The 23,766-nt window shown below is 64.3% G+C and carries 9 protein-coding genes; 4 read left to right on the top strand and 5 right to left on the bottom strand.

Annotated elements, in window-relative coordinates; genetic code table 11:
• Window positions 1-32 precede the first annotated feature (32 nt).
• The 4 genes from AB4Z20_RS01935 to AB4Z20_RS01920 form a co-directional block, all read right to left on the bottom strand.
• Window positions 33-2,003: an acetyl/propionyl/methylcrotonyl-CoA carboxylase subunit alpha gene (locus tag AB4Z20_RS01935; protein WP_442089215.1), complete on the bottom strand. Its 1,971-nt coding sequence runs from the start codon at window positions 2,001-2,003 to the stop codon at window positions 33-35.
• A 134-nt stretch (window positions 2,004-2,137) separates the two neighbouring features.
• The gene (gene atuD / locus AB4Z20_RS01930) at window positions 2,138-3,295 is read right to left on the bottom strand and encodes a citronellyl-CoA dehydrogenase (RefSeq protein WP_442089214.1); all 1,158 of its coding nucleotides are present in this window, start codon (window positions 3,293-3,295) and stop codon (window positions 2,138-2,140) included.
• 33 nt (window positions 3,296-3,328) lie between these two features.
• On the bottom strand, window positions 3,329-4,945 hold the full coding sequence (gene atuC / locus AB4Z20_RS01925; protein WP_258690640.1) for a geranyl-CoA carboxylase subunit beta: 1,617 nt from the start codon (window positions 4,943-4,945) through the stop codon (window positions 3,329-3,331).
• A gap of 143 nt (window positions 4,946-5,088) precedes the next feature.
• Window positions 5,089-6,921: an acyclic terpene utilization AtuA family protein gene (locus tag AB4Z20_RS01920; RefSeq protein ID WP_258690641.1), complete on the bottom strand. Its 1,833-nt coding sequence runs from the start codon at window positions 6,919-6,921 to the stop codon at window positions 5,089-5,091.
• Between the two features lie 180 nt (window positions 6,922-7,101).
• On the opposite strand from AB4Z20_RS01920, the gene AB4Z20_RS01915 reads away from it, so the two are divergent.
• The 3 genes from AB4Z20_RS01915 (at window position 7,102) to AB4Z20_RS01905 (ending at window position 9,706) form a co-directional block, all read left to right on the top strand.
• A complete protein-coding gene (locus AB4Z20_RS01915) occupies window positions 7,102-7,728 on the top strand; it encodes a TetR/AcrR family transcriptional regulator (RefSeq protein WP_253472742.1) in 627 nt (208 codons plus the stop codon).
• Between the two features lie 117 nt (window positions 7,729-7,845).
• The gene (locus AB4Z20_RS01910; RefSeq protein WP_320390516.1) at window positions 7,846-8,622 is read left to right on the top strand and encodes a substrate-binding periplasmic protein; all 777 of its coding nucleotides are present in this window, start codon (window positions 7,846-7,848) and stop codon (window positions 8,620-8,622) included.
• 70 nt (window positions 8,623-8,692) lie between these two features.
• Window positions 8,693-9,706 (top strand): GNAT family N-acetyltransferase, encoded by a 1,014-nt coding sequence (locus AB4Z20_RS01905; protein WP_214510848.1) that lies wholly within the window; start codon window positions 8,693-8,695, stop codon window positions 9,704-9,706.
• Window positions 9,707-9,851: 145 nt separating this feature from the next.
• On the opposite strand, the gene AB4Z20_RS01900 is transcribed toward AB4Z20_RS01905, so the two are convergent.
• Window positions 9,852-10,400 (bottom strand): RNA polymerase factor sigma-70, encoded by a 549-nt coding sequence (locus AB4Z20_RS01900; protein ID WP_024619408.1) that lies wholly within the window; start codon window positions 10,398-10,400, stop codon window positions 9,852-9,854.
• 283 nt (window positions 10,401-10,683) lie between these two features.
• Between AB4Z20_RS01900 and AB4Z20_RS01895 the strand changes: the two genes are divergently transcribed.
• A complete protein-coding gene (locus AB4Z20_RS01895; protein ID WP_442089213.1) occupies window positions 10,684-23,670 on the top strand; it encodes a non-ribosomal peptide synthetase in 12,987 nt (4,328 codons plus the stop codon).
• Window positions 23,671-23,766 lie beyond the last annotated feature (96 nt).

Genomic DNA, 23,766 nt, shown 5'->3' with positions numbered 1-23,766 from the left:
GGTTTGAGCGTAGTCAAACCCTCGGCATCCGACTAGTGGGCTGTTTCAACGCGCAACAAAACCTGGCGATTTTTCACCTGGTCACCCCGCGTGACCTGCAATTGCCTGACCACCCCGTCGATGCCTGCCTTGAGTGGATGCTCCATTTTCATCGCTTCGAGCACCATCAGCAGTTGGCCTTGGCGCACCGTGCTGCCTTCGCTGACCAGCAGCTCGACAATGGCACCGTCCATGGGCGCCTTGAGCATGCCGTCGTTGGCACTGGCCTTGGCGGCGATGGGGGCATGGGTTCGGTCCTGCAGGTGCAGGCCGCCGGGTCGGGTGGACAGCCAGAGATCGTTGCCATCGAGGCGCCACGCATGCCGCCGGCGAATCCCATCGATCACCAGTGTTGCGCCATGGGGGGCAGCGTCGAGCAGCCTCAGTTCGATCAAGCACCCGGCACTGCGGATGTTGAATGTGCCGTCGGTTTTGGCCACCAGGCTCAGCGTCCAGTCGTGCTCGCCGACGCCGATCCGGTAGTGCAGCGCCGCGCCGATGCTGTTGCGCCATCCGCGCAGGCCCGGAGTATGCCGTGCTTGCGAGGCCTGATAAAACGCCGCCGTGGCGATGGCGAGTTGTTCGGCTGAGGGCTCAAGGGGCCGGAGCGCCGCATGATCGGCAAAGTGTTGCCCGATGAATCCGTTACCGAAGTCACCGTCGATGAACCGCGGGTGTGCCAGCAACCCGGCGAGCAATCGCTGGTTGCTCTGGACGCCAAGCAGCACGCAATCTTCCACCGCTCGCAACAATTTGCGTCGGGCCTCCTCGCGAGTGGCGCCGTGGACGATGAGCTTGCCCAGCATCGAATCGTAGAACGGGGTGATGGCTTGGCCCTCCAGCAGGCCATGGTCGATTCGCACGCCGTCCAGTATGGGCGGCTCCCAACCGATCAACCGCCCGGTCTGGGGCAGGAAATCCGCCGCCGGGTCCTCGGCGTACAGCCGCACTTGCATGGCGTGGCCGCTGAGCGTCACCTGCTCCTGGCGCAGGGGCAGCGGCCTGCCGGCGGCGACGTCCAATTGCCAGGCCACCAGATCCAGGCCGGTGATCAACTCGGTGACCGGGTGTTCGACCTGCAGGCGCGTATTCATCTCCAGGAAGTAAAACCGACCGTCCGCAGCGAGCAGGAACTCCACGGTCCCGGCCCCGACATAATTCACAGCGCGTCCGGCCTTGAGTGCTGCGTCGCCCATGGCCTGGCGCAGGTCGGCGGTCATGACCGGGCAGGGCGCTTCCTCGATGACTTTCTGGTGGCGCCGCTGGATCGAACAGTCCCGTTCGCCCAAATGGATCAGATGACCATGGTGGTCGCCGAAAACCTGCACTTCCACATGCCGCGGATCGATCAAGGCCTGTTCGAGGATCAACTCGTCGCTGCCAAAACCGTGCAGGGCCTCCGAGCGCGCGCTGCGCAACTGCTCCAGCAGGTCCTCGGCCCGCTGGACCAGGCGCATGCCTCTGCCTCCGCCACCGGCGCTGGCCTTGATCATCAACGGGTAGCCGATACGCCCGGCTTCGCGCTGCAGCGTGTCGTCGTCCTGGGCGGCGCCCTGGTAACCGGCGATGCAGGGAACGCCGGCTTCAATCATGGCGATTTTTGCCCGGCGCTTGCTGCCCATCAGGTCGATGGCCTCGGGGCTGGGGCCGATGAATACGATGCCGACCGCTTCGCAGGCCTTGGCGAACCCGGCATTTTCCGAAAGAAAGCCGTAGCCGGGATGGATCGCATCGGCCCCGCAGCGCCGGGCTGCATCGAGCATGGCCGAGGGGTTGAGGTAGGACTGCTGCACCGCGGCTGGGCCGATCAACACCGCTTCATCGGCCATGCGCACGTGCAGCGCGTCGGCGTCGGCCTCGCTGAACACCGCCACCGTGCGATAGCCCAGGGTCTGGGCGGTGCGCTGGATCCGGCAGGCGATTTCGCCGCGGTTGGCGATGAGGATTTTGCTGAAGGCGGGCATGGGGTTATTCCTGGCGTTTTGCGGTGTCTGTTAGGGCCTCATCGCGAGCAAGCTTTGCTCCCACAATGCCCGGTGATTGAATTCACCTGTGGGAGCAAAGCTTGCTCGCGATGGCGGTCTGGCAGGCGATGTACTCACTTGTTCTTCCCCGGCAAAATCCCCATGAGTTTGCAGATGATGCCCAGCATGATTTCGTCCGCGCCGGCACCGATGGACACCAGCCGCACGTCGCGATACGCCCGGGCGACCGGGTTGTCCCACATGAAGCCCATGCCGCCCCAGTATTGCAGGCAACTGTCGGTGGTTTCCCGGGCCAGGCGTCCGGCCTTGAGCTTGGCCATCGACGCCAGCCGCGTGACGTCCTGGCCATTGATGTACTGCTCGGTGGCCTGGTAGACCAGCGCCCGCAGGCATTCGATCTCGCTGGCCAGCTCCGCCAGGCGAAAGTGGATCACCTGGTTGTCGATCAGGGCCGCGCCGAAGGTCTTGCGTTCCTTGCAGTACTCGATGGTGCTGTCGATGCAATGCTCCAGGCCCTTGAGCATGTTGGCCGCGCCGAACAGGCGTTCTTCCTGGAACTGCAGCATCTGCATCATGAACCCGGCGCCCTCCTGGCCGATGCGATTGCGTTGTGGCACTCGCACGTCGTCGAAAAACACCTGGGCGGTTTCCGAGCTGCGCATGCCGAGTTTGTCCAGGTGCTGGCCGAGGCTGATGCCGGGGCTGTGCATCGGCACCATGATCAGCGATTTGTTGACGTGGGGCTTGTCATCCGAGGTGTTGGCCAGCAGGCAGATGAAATCGGCGCTGGGTGCATTGGTGATCCACATCTTGCTGCCGTTGATGACGTAGTCGTCGCCGTCCTTGCGCGCCGTGGTCTTGAGCCCGGCGACGTCGGAGCCGGCGCCAACCTCCGAGACGCCGATGCAGCCCACCTGTTCGCCGCGAATGGCCGGGCGCAGGAACGCTTCACGCAACTCATCGGAACCGAAACGGGCCAGGGCCGGCGTGCACATGTCGGTCTGGACACCGATGGACATGGGCACGCCGCCGCAATGAATGGTGCCGAACTCCTCGGCCGCGACGATCGAATAGCTGTAGTCCAGGCCCATGCCGCCGAAGGCAGCTGGTTTGGAAATGCCCAGCAGGCCCAGCTCGCCGGCCTTGCGGAAAACCTCGTGGATGGGAAAACGCCCGGCTTTCTCCCATTCGTCGACGTAAGGGTTGATGTCATGCTCGACAAGCTGGCGAACGGTGCGTCGCAGTGCTTCGTGTTCCTGGGTGAAGATCATTTTTAGTGTTCTCCTGTGAGCCGTGGAGCGTCCTCAGAAACGGGCCACGCCGAAGCTGTTGGCTTGCAGTGGCCGCTGCTCGGCCTGGTGACAGATGTCCAGCAGCAAGCCCAGCAAAGTGCGCGTGTCGCGCGGGTCGATGAGCCCGTCGTCCCACAGGCTGGCGCTGCCGTAGAGGGCGGTGGACTGGCTGTCGAGTTTCTGCGCGGTGGTTTGCTCGAGCAGGTCCAGCATCTTCGGGTCGGGGGTCAGGCCGTTCTTGATCTGCGTGGCCTCGGTGACCATGCGCAGGACCTTGCCGGCCTGGGCACCGCCCATCACCGCCGTATGGCTGTTGGGCCAGGCGAAGATGAAGCGTGGGTCCAGCCCACGGCCGCACATGGCGTAATTGCCGGCGCCGTAGGAACCGCCCACCACGACGGTCAGCTTGGGCACTCGGGCATTGGCCACGGCCTGGATCATCTTGGCGCCATGCTTGATCACCCCCTGTCGCTCCGACTCGGTGCCGACCATGAACCCGGTGGTGTTGTGCAAAAACAGCAACGGCGTGCGGCTCTGGTCGCACAACTGGATGAACTGCGCGGCCTTGCTGGCACCTTGCGGCGTGATCGGTCCGTTGTTGCCGATCAGGCCGCAGGCGTGGCCGCGAATGTGCAAGTGACCGCAAATCGTCTGGGCGTCGAACTCGCTTTTGAAGGCCAGGAAATTCGAGCCGTCGGCGATGCGGGCGATGATTTCCTGCACGTCATAGGGCTTCTTCGGGTCGTCGGGGACCAGTCCCAATAATTCGTCGGCAGGGTAGAGCGGCTCCGTCCAGCTCCGTTCGGGCTGCGGTGGCAGTTGCGCATTCCAGGGCAGCAGGCTGAGAATCTCCCGGGCCAGGCGCACGCCGTCGGCGTCGTTCTCGGCCAGGTATTCGGCGGTGCCCGCCACCTGCGCATGCATCTGCGCACCGCCCAGATCCTCCTCGCTGGCCACTTCGCCGGTCGCGGCCTTGAGCAACGGCGGCCCGGCCAGGAACAGCCGCGCCTTGTCGCGCACCACCACCACGTAATCCGACAATCCTGGCTGATAAGCCCCGCCTGCGGTGGCCGAGCCATGCACCACGGTGATCTGTGGCAGGCCCATGGCCGACATGCGTGCCTGGTTGGCGAAGCAGCGCGCGCCTTCGACGAAAATCTGCGCGGCGTAATTGAGATTGGCGCCACCACTTTCGGCGAGGGTGATGATCGGCAGTTTGTTTTCCATGGCGATCTGTTGCAGGCGCAGGGTCTTGTACAAGCCGCTGGGGGAAATCGTGCCGCCCTTGATTGCGCTGTTGTTGGCCACCACCAGCACCCGCACCCCGGACACGTAGCCGATCCCGGCGATCAGGCCGCCGCCGGCCTGGCTACCGTCCTTGTCGTCATGGAGTTTGTAGCCGGCCAGGCTCGCCAGTTCGAGGAACGGCGCGCCAGGATCGAGCAGCAGGTTCAGGCGCTGGCGCGGCAACAGTTGGCCGCGTTGGTCGAACTTGCCCTGGGCCTGGGCGGCTTTCTCCAGCACGGCCTGTTCGAGCTGGCGCAACTGTTCGACACCGGCCAGCATCGCCGCGTGGTTGCGCGTGAAGTCAGCGCTGTGGGGATCAAGGTGCGATTCGAAGATTGGCATGAGGATTCCTCTTGCTCGAACGGATTAGCGCAAAATCGCCCCCCCTGTAGGAGCTGCCGAAGGCTGCGATCTTTTGATCTTGATTTTTATCTTTCGCTCGCGACTCAATTGTCCGGGACAAGATCGCAGCCTCGTTGCACTCGTCAGCTCCTACGGGTCAGGCATGCATCAGGGCGGTGTGGGGAGGCGTTGACCCGGTCGGCAATGTGTTGCGGCACCGGAATCTGGATTTCCAGCAACTGCTGGGCGAACGCCTTGCCCTGGGGATCAATGCGCAGGCTGGCGACACCGCCGCCGCCGAGGGCGTTTTCCAGCAGGAAATTCAAACTGTGGGTGCCCGGCAGATACCAGCGTTCGACCCGGCCCAACCGCGGGTCGAGCACGTGGCTCATCCAATCGACCATCACCTCCGGCGTCAGCGCTTCGGCGATCCAGGGCAGGTATTCGGGTTCCCGGGCGATCACGCCAATATTGCTGTGGTTGCCCTTGTCGCCGGAGCGCGCCACCGCCAGTTTGACCAGCGGCACGCTGGCATCGGCCCGGCCCTGGGGTTTGGGCACATCCGGGGCGACCGGCAGATCGACGGTGCGTAGCGGTTCGAAAGTGGGCAGGGGGCAAGGGTGACGCTGGCCGTCGAGTTCGATGTCGAGCCGGCAAGTGGTTTTGTCGATCAGGAACGAGAACAGGCGAATCAACGGCGACACCGTCGGCCGACCGCCGACCAGACCCGTCAGCCCCGGCGCCATGCCGGTGGCGGCTTGGGCGATTTCCCTGGAAAACAGCACCAGCGGCTGTTTGTCCGGGTGCCGTACCGCCAGCTTGATCACCACCTCACGGCTGTCCCGGCGCTGGCCGTGCTGGCCGTAAGTGGCTTCGCTGCCCAGCAGTTCAATGTTCACTTCGCTGTAGGGCGCCCAGCCACGTTGGCTGAAAATCTGTGAGGTCTTGGCGACGATTGCCTGGCTGACCCGTTCAGCCTTGGCCACCGCATCAATGCCGGCGATCAGGCAGGTGGCGGTGCAGCGCCAGCCGTCCGGCCAGGTGGCGCTGACCTTGTATTGATCGGTGGGCGGCAAGCCCTTGGCGCCGTGGACGCGCACGGCGTGCTTGCCTTGCTGGATCAACCTGACGTGGCTGAAATCACAGATCACGTCCGGCAACAGATAGCCTTGCGGGTCGCCGATTTCGTAGAGCAACTGCTCGCCGACGGTCAATGGCGTGACCAATCCGCCGCTGCCTTCGGTTTTGGTAACCGTGAATTGGCCGTCGGCGCTGACCTCGACGATGGGAAAGCCGATGTGCTCATAATCCGGCACTTGCTGCCAGTCGGTGAAGTTGCCGCCCGTGCACTGGGCGCCGCACTCGATCAGGTGCCCGGCCAGTGCGGCCTGGGCCAATCGGTCGTAATCGTCCCAGGCCCAGCCGAATTCATGCACCAGGGCGGCGCTGACCACGGCGCTGTCCACCACTCGACCGGTGATCACGACATCGGCCCCCAGGCGCAACGCCTCGACAATGCCGGGCGCGCCAAGGTAGGCGTTGATCGACACGCACGCGCAGGGCAGGGGCTCGCCACTGAACATTTCACGGATGCCCTGGGCGGCGAGCCGTTCGAATTGCGGTTGCAGGTCATCGCCCAGCAGCACGGCGATCTTCAACGGCACGCCCGCCTGATCGCAGGCCGCTTGCAGGGCCTTCGCACAGGCCTGGGGGTTGACCCCGCCGGCGTTGCTGATGACGCGGATGCCGTCGTCCTGCAAACGCTGTAGCAGCGGTGTGAGGACCTCGATGAAGTCCGTGGCATAGCCGCTCGAAGAATCCTTCAGCCGCGCTCCCGCCATGATCGACATCGTCACCTCGGCCAGGTAATCGAACACCAGGTAATCCAGCGCCCCGCCCTCGACCAGTTGCGCCGCCGCAGTACAGGTATCGCCCCAGAAGGCGCTGGCGCAACCGATACGGATCGTTTTGGGCATGGCGTTCCCTCCGACAAAGGTGGCTCGAGACTACCAAGCAAGCGCTTGGTTTGTAAACGACCGCTGGTTCTTCTGGCCGAGCGCTTGCTTGGTTGCCTCGGTCAGCTTAAATTGCCCGCGCCACTGATGGTTTGATGTGCAATGCTCGCGCGTGGGTTGATCGACTGTAGGAGATAATGGGTGGACGAGCAAAAAGCCCTGAGCGTGATGCGGGAGCTGGTCGACAACGGGCAACTGACCGACCCGGACAGTGCTCGCGGCAAACTGCTCCAGACCGCCGCCCACCTGTTTCGCAACAAAGGCTTCGAGCGCACCACGGTGCGTGACCTGGCCAGTGCCGTGGGCATCCAGTCGGGTAGCATCTTTCACCATTTCAAGAGCAAGGACGAAATCCTGCGGGCGGTGATGGAAGAAACCATCTGCTACAACACCGCATTGATGCGCGCCGCCCTGGCCGAGGCCGACAGCGTGCGTGAGCGGGTATTGGCGCTGATCCGCTGCGAATTGCAGTCGATCATGGGCGGCACCGGCGAGGCCATGGCGGTGCTGGTCTATGAATGGCGTTCGCTATCGCAGGACGGACAGCGGCACGTGCTGGCCCTGCGTGATATTTATGAAGACTTGTGGCTCGAGGTCCTGGGCCAGGCCAAGGAGGCCGGGTATATTCGTGGAGACGTGTCCATTACCCGGCGGTTCCTCACGGGAGCGTTGTCCTGGACCACCACCTGGTTTCGCGCCGAAGGCAGCCTGAGTCTCGATGAGCTGGCCGAGCAAGCCCTGATCCTGGTGCTTGAAGAAAAACAATAATCGAGCAATGCCTTGAATGACCGTGTGTGGCTGGCTAAGTGGCTGAAACCGCCTAGCTTGATTGTTATTGATGGGACTTTTGGGGAGTGGGTTATCTTGACGTTTTCGCCGATGGGGATGACCTCGCGTCTGCTGCTGGCTGTTCTGGCCGTTTTCCTGGCGCTGCCGACCGAGGCAGCGCAACTGGTACGGATCGGCGCGGCGCATTTTCCGCCTTATACCGTTCGTCCCGAAAACGGCGCCGACACCGGCCTGCTGCCGCAAATGGTGGAGGCCTTGAACCAGGCGCAAACCGACTATCAGTTCGTGCTGGTGCCGACATCGATCCCGCGCCGCTTCAATGATTTCAAGCAGGGCCGGGTCGACATGGCGATCTTCGAGAACCCCGAGTGGGGCTGGCAAGATGTGCCGCACACCTCGGTGGACATGGGCCTGGAGGATGCGGAAGTCTTCGTCGCGCAGCGCGAGCCGGATCGCACGCAAAGTTATTTCACCGACCTCAGGGGCAAGCGCCTGGCCCTGTTCAGCGGCTATCACTACGCCTTCGCCGAATTCAACGCCGACCCCAAGTTCCTCGCCGGCCAATACAACGCCACGCTGACGTATTCCCACGACAGCAACCTGCTGATGGTCTTGCGTGGGCGTGCGGATATCGCCCTGGTGACCCGTTCGTACCTCAACGATTACGTGTTGCGCAATCCCGAAGTCGGCCCGCAATTGCTGGTGTCTGAACGCATCGATCAGGTTTACCACCATTACGCGTTGATCCGCCCGCAGGCGCCCATTTCCAGTGAGGCGTTTGCGCAGTTGCTGCAAATGTTGCGGGATAACGGTCAGTTGCTGAAGATTTTCCAGCCCTACCAGATTCATCTGGTGCCCACGCATTCCCATTGAATGCGCCACTAAATTTCCCTTCCTGGCTCACGTCCCTCGTTGACTACCGACGAATACGCGAGCCCCTCCCATGTCCAACCTCAACCACCCGACGACGCTGCCCTTGCCCGGCGGCCGTCGCCTCGGCGCCGATGAAACCGAACGCCACCTGAGCCTGATGCTCGAAGGTGCCCCGCTGATCCGGCTGCGCCTTGCGCGCGGTCCCGAGTTGCACGTGCACTTGCAGGAAATCAACGACCGACCGGTCGGCCCGGCGCTGTGGGCGGCCTGCTATTGGCTGTTTGCTCGCGACCCCGATTGCCAGCGCCTGACCTGGCACCTCGACGAGCGCCCCGGCGAAGCCTTGCTCAGCGGTTTGTTGACGGCCACTGAACGTGCCGGTGAATACATCTGCGAGCGCACGATGTTCTGGCAATTGCCGCAGCCCTGGCTGGGAGTGTCGTTCAACGGCAGCTACCCGCAACACATGACCATCACCGATGGCCAGCGCCATCCACGCCGGCCCATCAAGCCCCGTGGCGAGGTGTACCGGCGTTTCGATGCGCGGCTGGGGGCCTGGGTGTCCTTGCGCACCCTGGAAATCGAGCAGGACCTTACGCGTTTCAACCGCTGGCAGAACAGCCCGCGGGTGGCGAGTTTCTGGCAGGAGGAGGGCAGCCTGGAACAGCACCGCGAGTACCTGGGCAAGCTGCAGGCCGATCCCCGGGTCTTGACCCTGATCGGTTGTTTCGATGACCAGCCGTTCGCTTACTTCGAAGCCTATTGGGCCAAGGAGGATCGGATCGCGCCGTTCTATGACGCCGGCAACTACGATCGCGGCATCCACATGCTGGTGGGTGAAGAGCAACACCGGGGACCGCACAAGGTGGCCAGTTGGTTGTCGGCGCTGGTGCATTACCTGTTCCTGGACGATCCGCGCACCCAGCGCGTGGTCGCCGAGCCCCGGGCCGACAATGCCCGGATGATCGGGCACCTGCACAACCAGTGCTTCCATTGTGAAAAGGAATTCGATTTCCCCCACAAGCGCGCGGCGCTGATGATCCTGGGGCGTGAGCGGTTTTTTGATCGGTGTGGGTTGATGTGAGGTTTGGCATGAGGCAGGTGGTGGTTATCAGGCCGCCATCGCGGGCAAGCCTTGCTCCCACAGGCCCCGGGCTTCATACACTATCTGCCTGCCAGAAAAACCTGTGGGAGCAAGGCTTGCCCGCGATGGGGCCGGAACTGACATATCACCGCCGGGCGAAGGTATCCCCCCGAACCCCCGACACCTTGCGGCAATGCACCAGGGCATCGCGGATCATGAAGTTCACCAGGGTCGGCGAGACGCCCAGTTCCTTGGCGATGTCCTTCTGTGGCACGCCATGCAGGCGATACATCTCGAAGGCATAACGGGTGCGGCTGGGCAGCTCGGTCAGCGCGTCGGCGATGTGCTCCAGCGTGGAGAAGTTGATATGGGAGGTTTCTGGCGAAGCACCCTGGATCACCACGTTCAACCCTTCCTCTTCCGGCCCCGAATATTTTTGTTCCAGCGCCTGCTTGCGGTAGTGGTCGATCGCCAGGTTGCGCACGATCTGGAATAGATAGCTGAGCTGCGCCTTGAACGAGGAGGTGATCTGCGGCGCCGATTGCAGCCGGAAAAACGCGTCCTGCACCACATCCTCCGCACGGGATCGGCAGCCGGTAATGCGTGCCGCGATCTTGACCAGGATCAATCGGTTGTCCACGAATGCCTGGAGTAACGGTGAGTCGCACCTGCTTGTGGATACTTGTTCCGTCATGGAATTCACCTTGCTGCAAAAAGTTAGCGGGACGTCCGGATGCCGCACTCGTCCTACACATCGAGCGCCAAATTAGGCTTAATGATAATGATTGTCAATTGAGAAGAAGAATTATTGATGTAATGAAGTCCAGCCTCGGTGCTGCGACCCATTGCCGCGACGCGTGGCCGTCGGATGCTTCRGTGCGCTGCTTCGGTGAGTAGGCTCCTCGACTAATTATTTGTCGGGACTATCCGTTCCCATGGGTGACAACTTGCAAGCCGAATCCAGGCAGGAACCCCCCATGACCGACGCGTTCGAACTCCCCATCACCCTGGCTCATGCCCTCCAGCGCCGCGCCGCGTTGACGCCGGACCGGGTGGCCCTGCGCTTCCTCGCCGACACCCCTGGGCAGGGTGTGGTGTTGAGTTATCGCGACCTGGACCTGCGCGCCCGGACCATCGCCGGCGCTTTGCAGGCCGAGGCCGCGCTGGGTGATCGCGCCGTGCTGCTGTTCCCCAGCGGCCCGGATTATGTCGCGGCGTTCTTTGGCTGCCTCTACGCCGGGGTGATTGCCGTGCCGGCCTATCCGCCGGAGTCCGCCCGTCGCCACCATCAGGAGCGTTTGCTGTCGATCCTCAAAGACGCCGAACCGCGCCTGTTGCTCACCAGCAGCGATCTGCGCGAGCCATTGCAAGCCATCGAATCGGCACCGCCGGTGTTGTGCGTCGATACCCTCGACCCGGCCCACGCCGGGCAATGGCGGATGCCGACGCTGCAGGACGACGACATTGCCTTCCTGCAATACACCTCCGGCTCCACCGCGTTGCCCAAGGGCGTGCAGGTCAGCCACGGCAACCTGGTGGCCAACGAACTGCTGATCCGTCATGGGTTCGGCATCGACCTGAACCCCGATGACGTCATCGTCAGCTGGCTGCCGCTGTACCACGACATGGGTTTGATCGGTGGCTTGTTGCAGCCGGTGTTCAGCGGCGTCCCCTGCGTATTGATGTCGCCGGCCTACTTCCTGGCCCGACCCCTGCGCTGGCTCGAAGCGATCAGTGAGTACGGCGGCACCATCAGCGGTGGCCCGGACTTCGCCTATCGGCTGTGCAGCGAACGGGTCAGTGATTCGGCCCTGCAACGTCTCGACCTGAGCGGCTGGCGCGTGGCCTATTCCGGCTCCGAGCCGATCCGCCTCGACACGCTGGAGCGGTTTGCCGAGAAGTTCGCCCCGTGCGGCTTCACGCCGGACAATTTCATGGCCTCTTACGGCCTGGCCGAAGCGACGCTGTTCGTCGCCGGCACGCCACGCCGCCACGGCATTCCTTCGCTGCGGGTGGATGATGCGGCCCTGGCGCAAAACCGTGCCGAGCCGGGGCGGGGCAGTGCGGTGATGAGTTGTGGTGTCAGCCAGCCTGGGCACGCGCTGCTGGTGGTCGAGCCCGCCACGTTGCAGCCGCTGGCCGACCATCAGGTCGGTGAAGTCTGGGCTGCTGGCCCGAGCATCGCCCTGGGTTACTGGCGCAACCCTGAAGCCAGCGCCCAGACCTTTGTCCAGCACGATGGCCGGACCTGGCTGCGTACCGGTGACCTGGGTTTCCTGCGCGACGGCGAACTGTTCATCACCGGTCGCCTGAAAGACCTGCTGATCGTGCGCGGGCATAACCTCTATCCCCAGGACATCGAGCAAACCATCGAGCGCGAAGTGGAGGTGGTGCGCAAAGGCCGCGTGACCGCGTTCGCGGTCAACGATAGCGGCGAGGAAGGTATTGGCATCGCTGCGGAAATCAGCCGCAGCGTGCAGAAAATCCTCCCGCCCGAAGCCTTGATCAAAGCCATTCGCCAGGCCGTGGCCGAGGCCTGCCAGCAAGCCCCGAGCGTGGTGGTGCTGCTCAATCCCGGCGCGTTGCCCAAGACCTCCAGCGGCAAGTTGCAACGCTCGGCGTGCCGCAGTCGATTGGCCGACGGCAGCTTGGACAGTTATGCACAGTTCCCGTCAGCCGAGGCAGAAGTCGCTGACGAATCTGCGCCGTCATCCGAGCTGCAAACGCTCATCGGCCAAATCTGGCGGGAGCAGCTGCAGGTCGAACACGTCCAGGCTGACGATCATTTCTTTCTGCTGGGCGGCAACTCCATCGCCGCCACCCAGGTGATCGCACGGCTACGGGAAACCCTGGGGCTGGAATTGAGCCTGCACCTGCTGTTCGAAGCCCCGACCCTGGCCGCGTTTGCCGCAGCGGTGGCGAACCAGCAACAGGACGGCGGCCAGCCTCAAGGCGCGATCAGCGCATTGTCGCGCGACGATGCGTTGCCGCAATCCCTGGCCCAGAACCGTTTGTGGATTACCTGGCAGCTCGATCCGGCGAGCCATGCCTACAACATTCCCGGCGCCTTGCACCTGCGCGGCGAGCTGGACGAAGACGCGCTGCGCACCAGCTTCCAGCAATTGATCGAGCGTCATGAGTCCCTGCGCACGCGGTTCCTGGAGCGTGATGGCGTGGCCCTGCAACAGGTCGATCCGGCCGGTGAATTCAAGCTGCGTGTCATCGACCTTGGCGACCTGCCTGCCGACTCGCGCGAAGCCCGGGCGCGGCAGGTTCGAGAAGACGAAGCGGCCACGCCGTTCGATCTGGAGAAGGGGGCGCTGCTGCGGGTCAGCCTGTTGCGTCTCGACGAGGATGACCATCAGCTGCTGGTGACACTGCATCACATCATCGCCGATGGCTGGTCGATGAACGTGTTGGTCGAAGAGTTTTCCCGGCTGTACGCCGCTGCATCCCAAGGCCAGGTCGCCGGTCTGGTGCCGTTGTCCTTGCAATACGCCGACTACGGCAGTTGGCAGCGCCAGTGGCTCGCCCAGGGCGAGGCCGAGCGCCAACTGAGCTACTGGAAGCAGCAACTGGGCGCGGAACATTCGGCCCTGGTGCTGGGCACGGATCACCCGCGCAGCGCTCAACGCCAGCGCAGTGCCGCACGGCATAGCCTGCGCCTGGACAAGGGCCTCGGCGATACCTTGCGCCAAGTGGCCCAGGCTCACGACGCAACGCCGTTCATGCTGTTGCTGGCAGCCTTCCAGGCGCTGTTGCAGCGTTACACCGGCCAATCCGACATTCGCATCGGCGTGCCCAACGCCAACCGTCCGCGCCTGGAAACCCAGGGCCTGATCGGCTTCTTCATCAACACCCAGGTGCTGCGTGGGCAGGTCGATTCACGTCAGCCATTCGCTGCGCTACTGGCCCAGGCCCGAGAAGCCACACTCGGTGCCCAGGCCCACCAGGACTTGCCGTTCGAACAATTGCTCGAAGCGTTTCCCGAGGCGCGTGAACAAGGCCTGTTCCAGGTGATGTTCAACCACCAGCAGCGTGACTTGAGTGCCTTGCGGCGCCTGCCGGGGTTGCTGGCCGAGGAGTTGCCGTGGCACAGCCGCGAAGCCAAGTTCGACCTGCAACTGCACAGCGAAGAAGATCGCAACGGCCGGCTGACGTTGTCGTTCGACTACGCCGACGAACTGTTCGAGGCGGCAACCATCGAGCGGCTGGCGGCGCATTATTGCAACCTGCTGCGGGCGGTCTGTGCCGATCCGCAGCAAGCCATCGGCGATGTGCCGTTATTGGGCGCCGATGAACACAGCCAACAGCAGCAATGGAGCGCGGCCCCGTGCGCGCCGGCCAGCCAATGGCTGCCGGAGCTGTTGAACGAACAGGCCCGCTGCACGCCGCAACGCACTGCGTTGCGCTGGGACGGTGGTCAACTCGATTATGCCGAGCTGCACGCCCAGGCCAATCGCCTGGCCCATTACCTGCGGGACAAGGGCGTTGGCCCGGACGTGTGCGTGGCGATTGCCGCCGAGCGTTCGCCGCAGTTGCTCATCGGTGTGCTGGCCATCATCAAGGCCGGCGGTGCCTATGTGCCGCTGGATGCGGACTACCCGGTCGAACGCCTGGCCTACATGCTCCACGACAGTGGCGTCGACTTGCTGCTGACCCAAACCGCGCTGCTCGAGCGTTTGCCGGCTTGCGACGGTGTCAGTGTCATCGCCATGGACGCCCTGCACCTGGAGCAATGGCCGAGCAATCCGCCGGGCTTGCACCTGCACGGCGACCAGCTGGCCTACGTGATCTACACCTCCGGCTCCACCGGCCAGCCCAAAGGCGTCGGCAATACTCACGCGGCCCTGGCCGAGCGCCTGCAATGGATGCAAGCGACCTACGGGCTGGATGCCAGTGATGTGCTGATGCAAAAAGCGCCGATCAGTTTTGACGTGTCGGTCTGGGAGTGCTTTTGGCCACTGATCAGCGGCAGCCAACTGGTACTGGCTGGCCCCGGAGAGCACCGTGACCCGCACCGCATCGCCCAGTTGGTGCAGCAGTTTGGCGTGACCACGCTGCACTTCGTACCGCCGTTGCTCAGCCTGTTTGTCGATGAGCCCCTGAGCGCCCGTTGCAGCAGCCTGCGTCGGTTGTTCTCTGGTGGCGAAGCCTTGCCCGCCGAACTGCGCAACCGGGTGTTGGCGCAACTGCCGGCGGTGCAACTGCACAACCGCTACGGCCCGACCGAAACCGCGATCAACGTCACCCATTGGCATTGCACCGAGGCCGATGGCGAGCGCTCGCCGATCGGCCGTCCCCTGGGCAACGTCCTGTGCCGGGTACTCGACAGCGAGCTCAATCTCGTGCCGGCCGGTGTGCCCGGCGAGCTGTGCATCGGCGGCCTGGGCCTGGCCCGGGGTTACCTCGGCCGTCCGGGCCTGAGCGCCGAGCGTTTCGTCGCCGACCCATTGGGGCCGGCCGGTGCGCGGTTGTACCGTACCGGCGACCGCGCGCGTTGGAACGCCGACGGCGTGATCGAGTACCTCGGCCGCCTCGACCAGCAGGTCAAGCTGCGCGGTTTCCGGGTCGAGCCGCAGGAAGTCGAAGCGCGCCTATTGGCCCAGGACGGCGTCGCCCAAGTGGCGGTGTTGGTGCGCGACACCTCGGCCGGCCCGCAGTTGATCGGCTATTACACCGCCCCGGATGTCGCTCAGGACCAGGACGCGTTGAACATTCGACTCAAAACCGCCCTGGCCGCCGAGCTGCCCGACTACATGGTGCCCACCCAACTGCTGCGTCTGGAGACCATGCCCCTGGGCCCGAGCGGCAAGCTCGACCGCCGTGCCTTGCCCGAACCGCAGTGGCAGGTGCGCGAGCACGTCGAGCCGGCCAGCGCCCTGGAGCAACAAATCGCTGGGATCTGGCGCGACGTGCTGGGCCTTGCGCGCATCGGCCTGCGGGACGATTTCTTTGCCCTCGGCGGCCATTCGCTGCTGGCGACCCAGATCATTTCCCGCACCCGCCAAACCTGTGACGTCGAGCTGCCGCTGCGCACTTTGTTCGAGGCCAGTGAGCTGGGAGCCTTCGCTGAACAAGTGCGCTTGATCCAGGCCAGCGGCCAGACCAACCGCCAGCCGCCCATCGAGAAGGTCGACCGCAGCCAACCAGTGCCGCTGTCCTATTCCCAGCAGCGCATGTGGTTTCTCTGGCAGATGGAGCCGGACAGCCCGGCCTACAACGTCGGTGGCATGGCGCGCTTGCGCGGGGTGCTGGATGTCGGCCGCTTCGAGGCGGCCTTACAGGCGTTGATCCTGCGCCACGAAACCCTGCGCACCACGTTCCCGAGCATCGACGGCGTGGCTCGCCAGCAGGTGCACGGCGAGACGGGCCTGTGCATGGACTGGAAGGACTTCTCGAGGCTGGCCGCCGACATTCGCCAGCAGCGGGTGCAGCAACTGGCCGACAGCGAGGCCCACCAGCCCTTCGACCTGGAAACCGGACCGCTGCTGCGAGCCTGCCTGGTCAAGACCGCCGAGCATGAGCATTACTTTGTCCTGACGCTGCACCACATCGTCACCGAAGGCTGGGCGATGGACATTTTCGCCCGTGAACTGAGCGCGCTGTACGAAGCCTTTATCGACGATCGTGAATCGCCTCTGGAACCGTTGCCGGTGCAGTACCTGGACTACAGCGTCTGGCAGCGTCAGTGGCTGGAGTCCGGCGAGCGTCAGCGACAACTCGACTATTGGACCGCGCAACTGGGCCGCGAACACCCGCTGCTGGAACTGCCCGGTGACCGTCCGCGTCCATCGGTGCAAAGTCATCGCGGTGAATTGTTCCGTTTCGACCTCAGCGATGATTTGGCGGCGCGGGTCCGTGCCTTCAACGCGCAACAGGGCCTGACCCTGTTCATGACCATGACCGCGGCCCTGGCCGTGTTGCTCTATCGCTACAGTGGCCAGACCGACCTGCGCATCGGCGCGCCGGTGGCGAACCGCATCCGTCCGGAAAGCGAAGGGCTGATCGGCGCGTTCCTCAATACCCAGGTGTTGCGTTGCCAGCTCGACGGGCAGATGTCGGTGGGCGAACTGTTCGAGCAGGTGCGCCACACCGTCATCGAAGGCCAGTCCCACCAGGATTTGCCGTTCGATCATCTGGTGGAAGCCCTGCAACCGCCGCGCAGTGCGGCGTACAACCCGCTGTTCCAGGTGATGTGCAACGTGCAGCGCTGGGAGTTCCAGCAGAGCCGCACGCTGGCCGGCATGACGGTGGAATACCTGGTCAATGACGCCCGGGCCACCAAGTTCGACCTCAACCTGGAAGTCACCGACCTGGATCAGCGCCTGGGTTGCTGTTTGACCTACAGCACCGACCTGTTCGACGAGCCGCGCATCGCGCGCATGGCTGGGCACTGGCGCAATCTGTTGGAAGCGTTGCTGGTCGATCCGGCCCGACGCCTGAGCGAACTGCCGTTGCTGGACACCCGCGAGCAGCAACAGCTGCTCGACAGCCTGGGCGTCGAGCCCGGTGAGCATCGCCTGGACCAATGCCTCCACGCACTGTTCGACGAACAGGCGCGGATGCGTCCCGACGCACCAGCGCTGACGTTCGCCGGGCAGACCCTGACGTATGCGCAACTGGACAGCCGCGCCAATCGCCTGGCCTGGATGCTGCGCGAGCAAGGCGTCGGGCCGCAGGTGCGGGTCGGCCTGGCCCTGGAACGTTCGCTGGAAATGGTCATCGGCCTGCTGGCGATCCTCAAGGCCGGCGGTGCCTACGTGCCGCTGGACCCGGAATACCCGCTGGACCGCTTGAGCTACATGATCGAGGACAGCGGCGTCAGCCTGCTGCTCAGTGACCGGGCGATGTTCCAGGCCCTCGGTGCGTTACCCGAGGGCGTGGGCTGCTGGTGCCTGGAAGATGATTCGGCGGCCCTGGCCCAATACCCGGATCAGCCGCTGCCGCTGATCAACCTGCCGCAACACCAGGCGTACCTGATCTACACCTCCGGCTCCACCGGCAAACCCAAGGGCGTGGTGGTCTCCCACGGTGAAATCGCCATGCATTGCCAGGCGGTGATCCAGCGTTTCGGCATGCGCCCGGACGATTGCGAGCTGCATTTCTATTCCATCAACTTCGACGCCGCCACCGAACGCCTGCTGGTGCCATTGCTCAGTGGCGCCCACGTGGTGCTGCGGGTCCAGGGCCAATGGGACGCCGAGGAAATCTGCGGGCTGATTCGCCGGCATCGCATCAACATCCTTGGCTTCACGCCCAGTTACGGTAGCCAGTTGGCGCAGTGGCTGGCGACCCAGGGCCAGACCTTGCCGGTGCGCATGTGCATCACCGGCGGCGAAGCCCTGACGGGCGAGCATTTGCAGCGCATTCGCGCGGCGTTCAACCCAAGCCTGTTCTTCAACGCCTATGGCCCGACCGAAACCGTGGTCATGCCGTTGGCGAGCCTGGCTCCGGAGCGACTGGAAGAGGGCGCGGCCAGTGTGCCGATTGGCAGCGTGATTGGCGCCCGCATGGCGTACATCCTCGACGCCGACCTGGCGTTGGTGCCCCAAGGTGCCACAGGTGAGTTGTATGTGGGCGGCGCCGGTCTGGCCCAGGGTTATCACCAGCGTCCGGGGATGACCGCCGAGCGTTTCGTCGCCGACCCGTTCGCCACCGAGGGCGGACGCCTCTATCGCACCGGCGACCTGGTGCGCCAGGGTGCCGACGGTCTGGTGGAATACCTGGGGCGGATCGACCATCAGGTGAAAATCCGCGGCTTCCGCATCGAACTGGGAGAAATCGAAACCCGCCTGCTGGAACATGACGCGGTGCGCGAGGCCGTGGTACTGGCCCTCGACACGCCGGGGGGCAAGCAACTGGCGGGTTACCTGGTGACCGAGGTCGCCGAACAGGGCGGCGAGCAACAAGCGACCCTGCGCGAAGCCTTGAAAAACCACCTCAAGGCACAGTTGCCGGATTACATGGTGCCCACGCACCTGATCCTGCTGGCGAGCATGCCGCTGACCGCCAACGGCAAGCTCGACCGCCGCGCCTTGCCGCTGCCCGATCCCGAACTCAATCGCCAACACTACGTGGCGCCGAGCAATGCCCTGGAGCAGACCCTGGCGGCGATCTGGTGCGACGTGCTGAACGTCGGGCAAGTGGGCCTCAACGATAACTTCTTCGAGCTGGGCGGCGATTCGATCCTGTCCATCCAGGTGGTCAGCCGCGCCCGGCAGCAGGGCATTCATTTCACTCCCCGGGACTTGTTCCAGCACCAGACCGTGCGGACCCTGGCCGCGGTTGCCACGCGCCGCCAGCAGGTGCTTGCCGAGCAGGGCCTGTTGCAGGGTGAGTCCGGGCTGACGCCGATCCAGCACTGGTTCTTCGAGCGCCGGATCCCCAACCAGCACCACTGGAACCAGGCGCTGGTGCTGGCGCCGACCACGGCCCTGGCGCCGCAACCGCTGGAGCAGGCACTGCGCAGCGTCTTCCAGCACCACGATGCCTTGCGCCTGGGCTTCGACGAAAGCGCCGGGCACTGGCGGGCCGAGCATCAGTCGTTGTCTGACGCGGCGCTGTTGCGGCACGTGTCCGTGGACACCGCGCAGGATTGCGAAGCGTTGTTTGCCGAGACGCAGAGCCGTTTCAATCTATCAACCGGGCCATTGCTGCGCGCAGTGCTGGCGCAGTTACCCGATGGCCAGCAACGGTTGCTGATCGTCATCCATCACCTGGTGGTCGACGGTGTGTCGTGGCGGGTGCTGATGGACGATCTGCAAACCGTCTACCGCCAGCTCACCACCGGGCAGGAAGTACAACTGTCGGCCAAGACCAGCCCATTGCGGGACTGGGCCGCGCGTTTGCAGGCTTACGCCGGCAGCGAATCCCTGCGCGAAGAACTGGGGTGGTGGCAAGCGCAGTTGAGTGGCGCGCAGGTGCAGCTGCCGTGCGCGAATCCCGAGGGCGGGCTGCAGGAACGTCATGCTGAAACCGTCAGCGTACGCCTGGACGCCGAGCGCACCCGGCAACTGTTGCAACAGGCGCCGAGCGCCTATCGCACCCAGGTCAACGACCTGCTGCTCACGGCGCTGGCCCGGGTGCTGTGCCGCTGGAGTGGTCACGCATCGGCCCTGGTCCAGCTCGAAGGCCATGGCCGCGAAGCGCTGTTCGACGACATCGACCTGACCCGCACCGTCGGCTGGTTCACCAGCGTCTATCCCATACGCTTGAGCCCAGCGGCCGAAGGCTTCGGAGCGTCGATCAAGGCCATCAAGGAACAATTGCGCGCGGTGCCCCACAAGGGCCTCGGCCATGGCGTATTGCGCTACCTGGCCGACGCGACGACTCGCCAGACGATGGCCAACTTGCCGCATGCGGCGATCACCTTCAACTACCTGGGCCAGCTCGACCAGACCCTCGGTCAGGATGCGCTGTTCCAGCCGCTGGATGCGCCGCTGGGGGCGATCCACGATCCCGCTGCGCCGCTGCCCAATGAGCTGAGTGTCGACAGCCAGGTCAGCGGTGGCGAGTTGGTGCTGCGCTGGACGTTCAGCCGTGAACGGCATGATCGTCAGGCTATCGCTACCCTGGCCGAGGCCTACCTCGATGAGTTGCAACGCCTGATCGAGCACTGCCTGACGGACGAGGCGGGCGGCCTGACGCCATCGGACTTCCCCCTGGCGAAGCTGACCCAGGGCCAGCTCGACAGCCTGCCGCTGCCGGCCGGGCAGATCGAAGACGTCTACCCGCTGACGCCGATGCAGGAAGGCATGCTGTTGCACACCTTGCTGGAACCGGGCACGGGCCTGTACTACATGCAGGATCGCTATCGCATCAACAGCGAACTGGACCCGCAGCGTTTTGCCCAGGCCTGGCAGGCGGTCATCGCCCGGCATGAAGCCTTGCGCGCGTCGTTCTGCTGGAACGTCGGCGAAGACATGCTGCAAATCATCCACAAGCCGGGCAACACGCCGGTGGATTATCTCGACTGGTCCGAGGTGCCCGAAGACGCCCAGGAAGCCAAGCTCCAGGTCCTGCTCAAGAACGAGCGCGAGGCCGGTTTCGATCTGTTGAACCAGGCGCCGTTTCACCTGCGGCTGATTCGGGTCGGCGCGGCACGCTACTGGTTCATGATGAGTAACCACCACATCCTCATCGATGCGTGGTGCCGTTCGCTGCTGATGGACGACTTCTTCGAGATCTACACCGCCCTGGGTGAAAACCGCGAACCGCAGTTGGCCGTGCCACCGCGCTATCGCGACTACATCGGCTGGTTGCAGCACCAGAGCCTGGCCGAAGCCCGCCAGTGGTGGCAGCGCAACCTGCAAGGCTTCGAGCGAACCACCCCGATCCCTGGCGACCGGCCATTCCTGCGCGAGCACGCCGGTGACAGTGGCGGCATGATCGTCGGCGACTGCTACACCCGTCTCGATGCCCGGGACGGTGCGCGGCTGCGGGAGCTGGCACAGGCTCAGCAACTGACGGTCAACACGTTCGCCCAGGCGGCGTGGGCCCTGGTGCTGCGACGGGTCAGCGGCGACCGCGATGTGTTGTTCGGCGTCACCGTGGCCGGGCGCCCGGTGGAGCTGCCGCAGATGCAACGCACCGTGGGGCTGTTCATCAACAGCATCGCCTTGCGCGTGCAGATGCCGGAGGACCATCAGCGTTGCAGCGTGCGCCAGTGGCTCAGCGATTTGCTGGACAGCAACATGCAACTGCGCGAGTACGAATACCTGCCGCTGGTGAGCATCCAGGAGGTCAGCGAACTGCCCAAGGGCCAGCCGCTGTTCGACAGTTTGTTCGTGTTCGAGAATGCGCCGGTGGAGGTCTCGGTGCTGGACCGCGCCCAAAGCCTCAACGCCACTTCGGACTCGGGCCGGACCCACACCAATTTCCCGCTGACGGCGGTCTGCTATCCGGGCGATGACCTGGGGCTGCACCTTTCGTACGACCAGCGCTACTTCGATGAAAGCACCGTCCAGGGGCTGCTCGGCGAGTTCAAGCGGTTGCTGCTGGCGTTGATGGAGGGCTTGCACGGCGACATGAGCGAGCTGCCGCTGATCGGTGCTCAAGAACAGGATTTCCTCATCGAGGGCTGCAACCAGAGCGAGCATGCCTATCCGTTGGAGCAGAGCTACGTCGAGCTGTTCGAGGCGCGGGTTGCGGCCCATCCCCACCGCCCTGCGGTCAGTTGCCTGGACGCGAGCTACAGCTACGCCGAGTTGAATGCGCGCAGCAACCGCCTCGGCCACGCCCTGATCGCTGCCGGTGTCGGCCTGGACCAGCCCGTGGCGCTGCTGGCCGAACGGGATGCCGAGTTGCTGGGCATGATCATCGGCAGCTTCAAGGCCGGAGCCGGCTATCTGCCGCTGGATCCCGGCCTGCCGAGCCAGCGCCTGAGCCGCATCATCGAATTGAGTCGCACGCCGTTGCTGGTCTGCACCCAGGCCTGCGAGGCCCAGGCCCAGGCGTTGCTGGACGAATTCGCCTGTTCCGGGCGACCGAAACTGCTGGTGTGGGAAACCGTCCAGGCCAGCGACTTTTCACCGCAAGACCCAGGTGTCTACAGCGGGCCGGATAACCTCGCCTACGTGATCTACACCTCCGGCTCCACCGGCCTGCCCAAAGGCGTGATGGTGGAACAGCGGGGCATGCTCAATAACCAACTGAGCAAAGTGCCGTACCTGGCGCTGAGCGAGGTGGATGTGATCGCCCAGACTGCTTCGCAGAGCTTCGATATTTCGGTCTGGCAGTTCCTCGCTGCGCCGTTGTTCGGTGCCCGGGTCGACATCGTGCCCAACGCCATTGCCCACGACCCGCAAGGGCTGCTGGAGCATGTACAGCAGCAGGGCATTAGCGTGCTGGAAAGCGTGCCGTCGCTGATCCAGGGCATGCTCGCCCAGGAACGCATCGGGCTGGACGGCTTACGCTGGATGCTGCCCACCGGCGAAGCGATGCCGCCGGAACTGGCGCACCAGTGGTTGTTGCGTTACCCGGACATCGGCCTGGTCAACGCCTACGGCCCGGCGGAATGCTCCGACGACGTGGCGTTCTTCCGGGTCGACCTGGCCTCGACCCGTGGTACGTATCTGCCGATTGGCACGCCCACCGACAACAATCGTCTGTACCTGCTCGACGGAGCGCTGGACCTGGTGCCGCTGGGCGCGGTGGGTGAATTGTGCGTGGCGGGCACCGGGGTCGGGCGTGGTTATGTCAGCGATCCGTTGCGCACTGCCCCGGTCTTTGTGCCGAATCCGTTCGGTGCGCCGGGGGAGCGGTTGTACCGTACCGGCGACCTGGCGCGGCGGCGTAGCGATGGGGTGTTGGAGTACGTCGGGCGCATCGACCATCAGGTGAAAATCCGCGGCTACCGCATCGAGCTGGGGGAAATCGAAGCGCGCTTGCATGAACAGCCAGAAGTGCGCGATGGGGCGGTGGCCGTGCAGGAGGGCGTCAATGGCAAGCATCTGGTGGGCTACCTCGTCGCCACTGACTCGGTGCTGAAACCCGCCGAGCGCCTGGAGCGCATCAAGCAGCGCCTGCGGGCCGAACTGCCGGAATACATGGTGCCGCTGCACTGGCTGTGGCTCGAGCGCCTGCCCCTCAACGCCAACGGCAAGCTTGATCGCAAGGCCTTGCCGGCCCTGGAGATCGGCCAGTTGCAAAGCCAGGACTACCAGGCGCCCGGCAATGAACTAGAGCAGACCCTGGCAGACATCTGGGCCCAGGTGCTGAAAGTCGAGCGGGTCGGGGTGCGGGATAACTTCTTCGAACTGGGCGGCCATTCCCTGCTGGCGACGCAAATCGCCTCACGGGTGCAAAAGGCCCTGCAACGCAACGTACCGCTGCGAGCGATGTTCGAATGCAGCACGGTGCAGGAACTGGCCGACTACATCGATGGGCTGGCGGCCAGCGAAATTACCGAGGAGAAGGTGGATCGGTTGAATAATTTGATGGCGGAATTGGAAGGAATGTAGTTCTGCGGCGTCTATGAAGACCTCATCGCGAGCGAGCTCGCTCCCACAGGGTTTGTGATCGACACAAATCCCATGTGGGAGCGGGCTTGCTCGCGA

This window comes from Pseudomonas sp. KB_12, from assembly GCF_052114545.1.
Classification (GTDB): domain Bacteria; phylum Pseudomonadota; class Gammaproteobacteria; order Pseudomonadales; family Pseudomonadaceae; genus Aquipseudomonas; species Aquipseudomonas brassicacearum.
This window is presented reverse-complemented; position numbering and strand designations above follow the sequence as displayed.

What these genes read in the sequence shown, in the direction of transcription:
- AB4Z20_RS01935 (WP_442089215.1), bottom strand. Translation starts at nt 2,003, where the DNA reads ATGCCCGCCTTCAGCAAAATCCTCATCGCCAACCGCGGCGAAATCGCC.
- atuD (WP_442089214.1), bottom strand. Translation starts at nt 3,295, where the DNA reads ATGATCTTCACCCAGGAACACGAAGCACTGCGACGCACCGTTCGCCAG.
- atuC (WP_258690640.1), bottom strand. Translation starts at nt 4,945, where the DNA reads ATGCCAATCTTCGAATCGCACCTTGATCCCCACAGCGCTGACTTCACG.
- AB4Z20_RS01920 (WP_258690641.1), bottom strand. Translation starts at nt 6,921, where the DNA reads ATGCCCAAAACGATCCGTATCGGTTGCGCCAGCGCCTTCTGGGGCGAT.
- AB4Z20_RS01910 (WP_320390516.1), top strand. Translation starts at nt 7,846, where the DNA reads ATGACCTCGCGTCTGCTGCTGGCTGTTCTGGCCGTTTTCCTGGCGCTG.
- AB4Z20_RS01905 (WP_214510848.1), top strand. Translation starts at nt 8,693, where the DNA reads ATGTCCAACCTCAACCACCCGACGACGCTGCCCTTGCCCGGCGGCCGT.
- AB4Z20_RS01900 (WP_024619408.1), bottom strand. Translation starts at nt 10,400, where the DNA reads ATGACGGAACAAGTATCCACAAGCAGGTGCGACTCACCGTTACTCCAG.
- AB4Z20_RS01895 (WP_442089213.1), top strand. Translation starts at nt 10,684, where the DNA reads ATGACCGACGCGTTCGAACTCCCCATCACCCTGGCTCATGCCCTCCAG.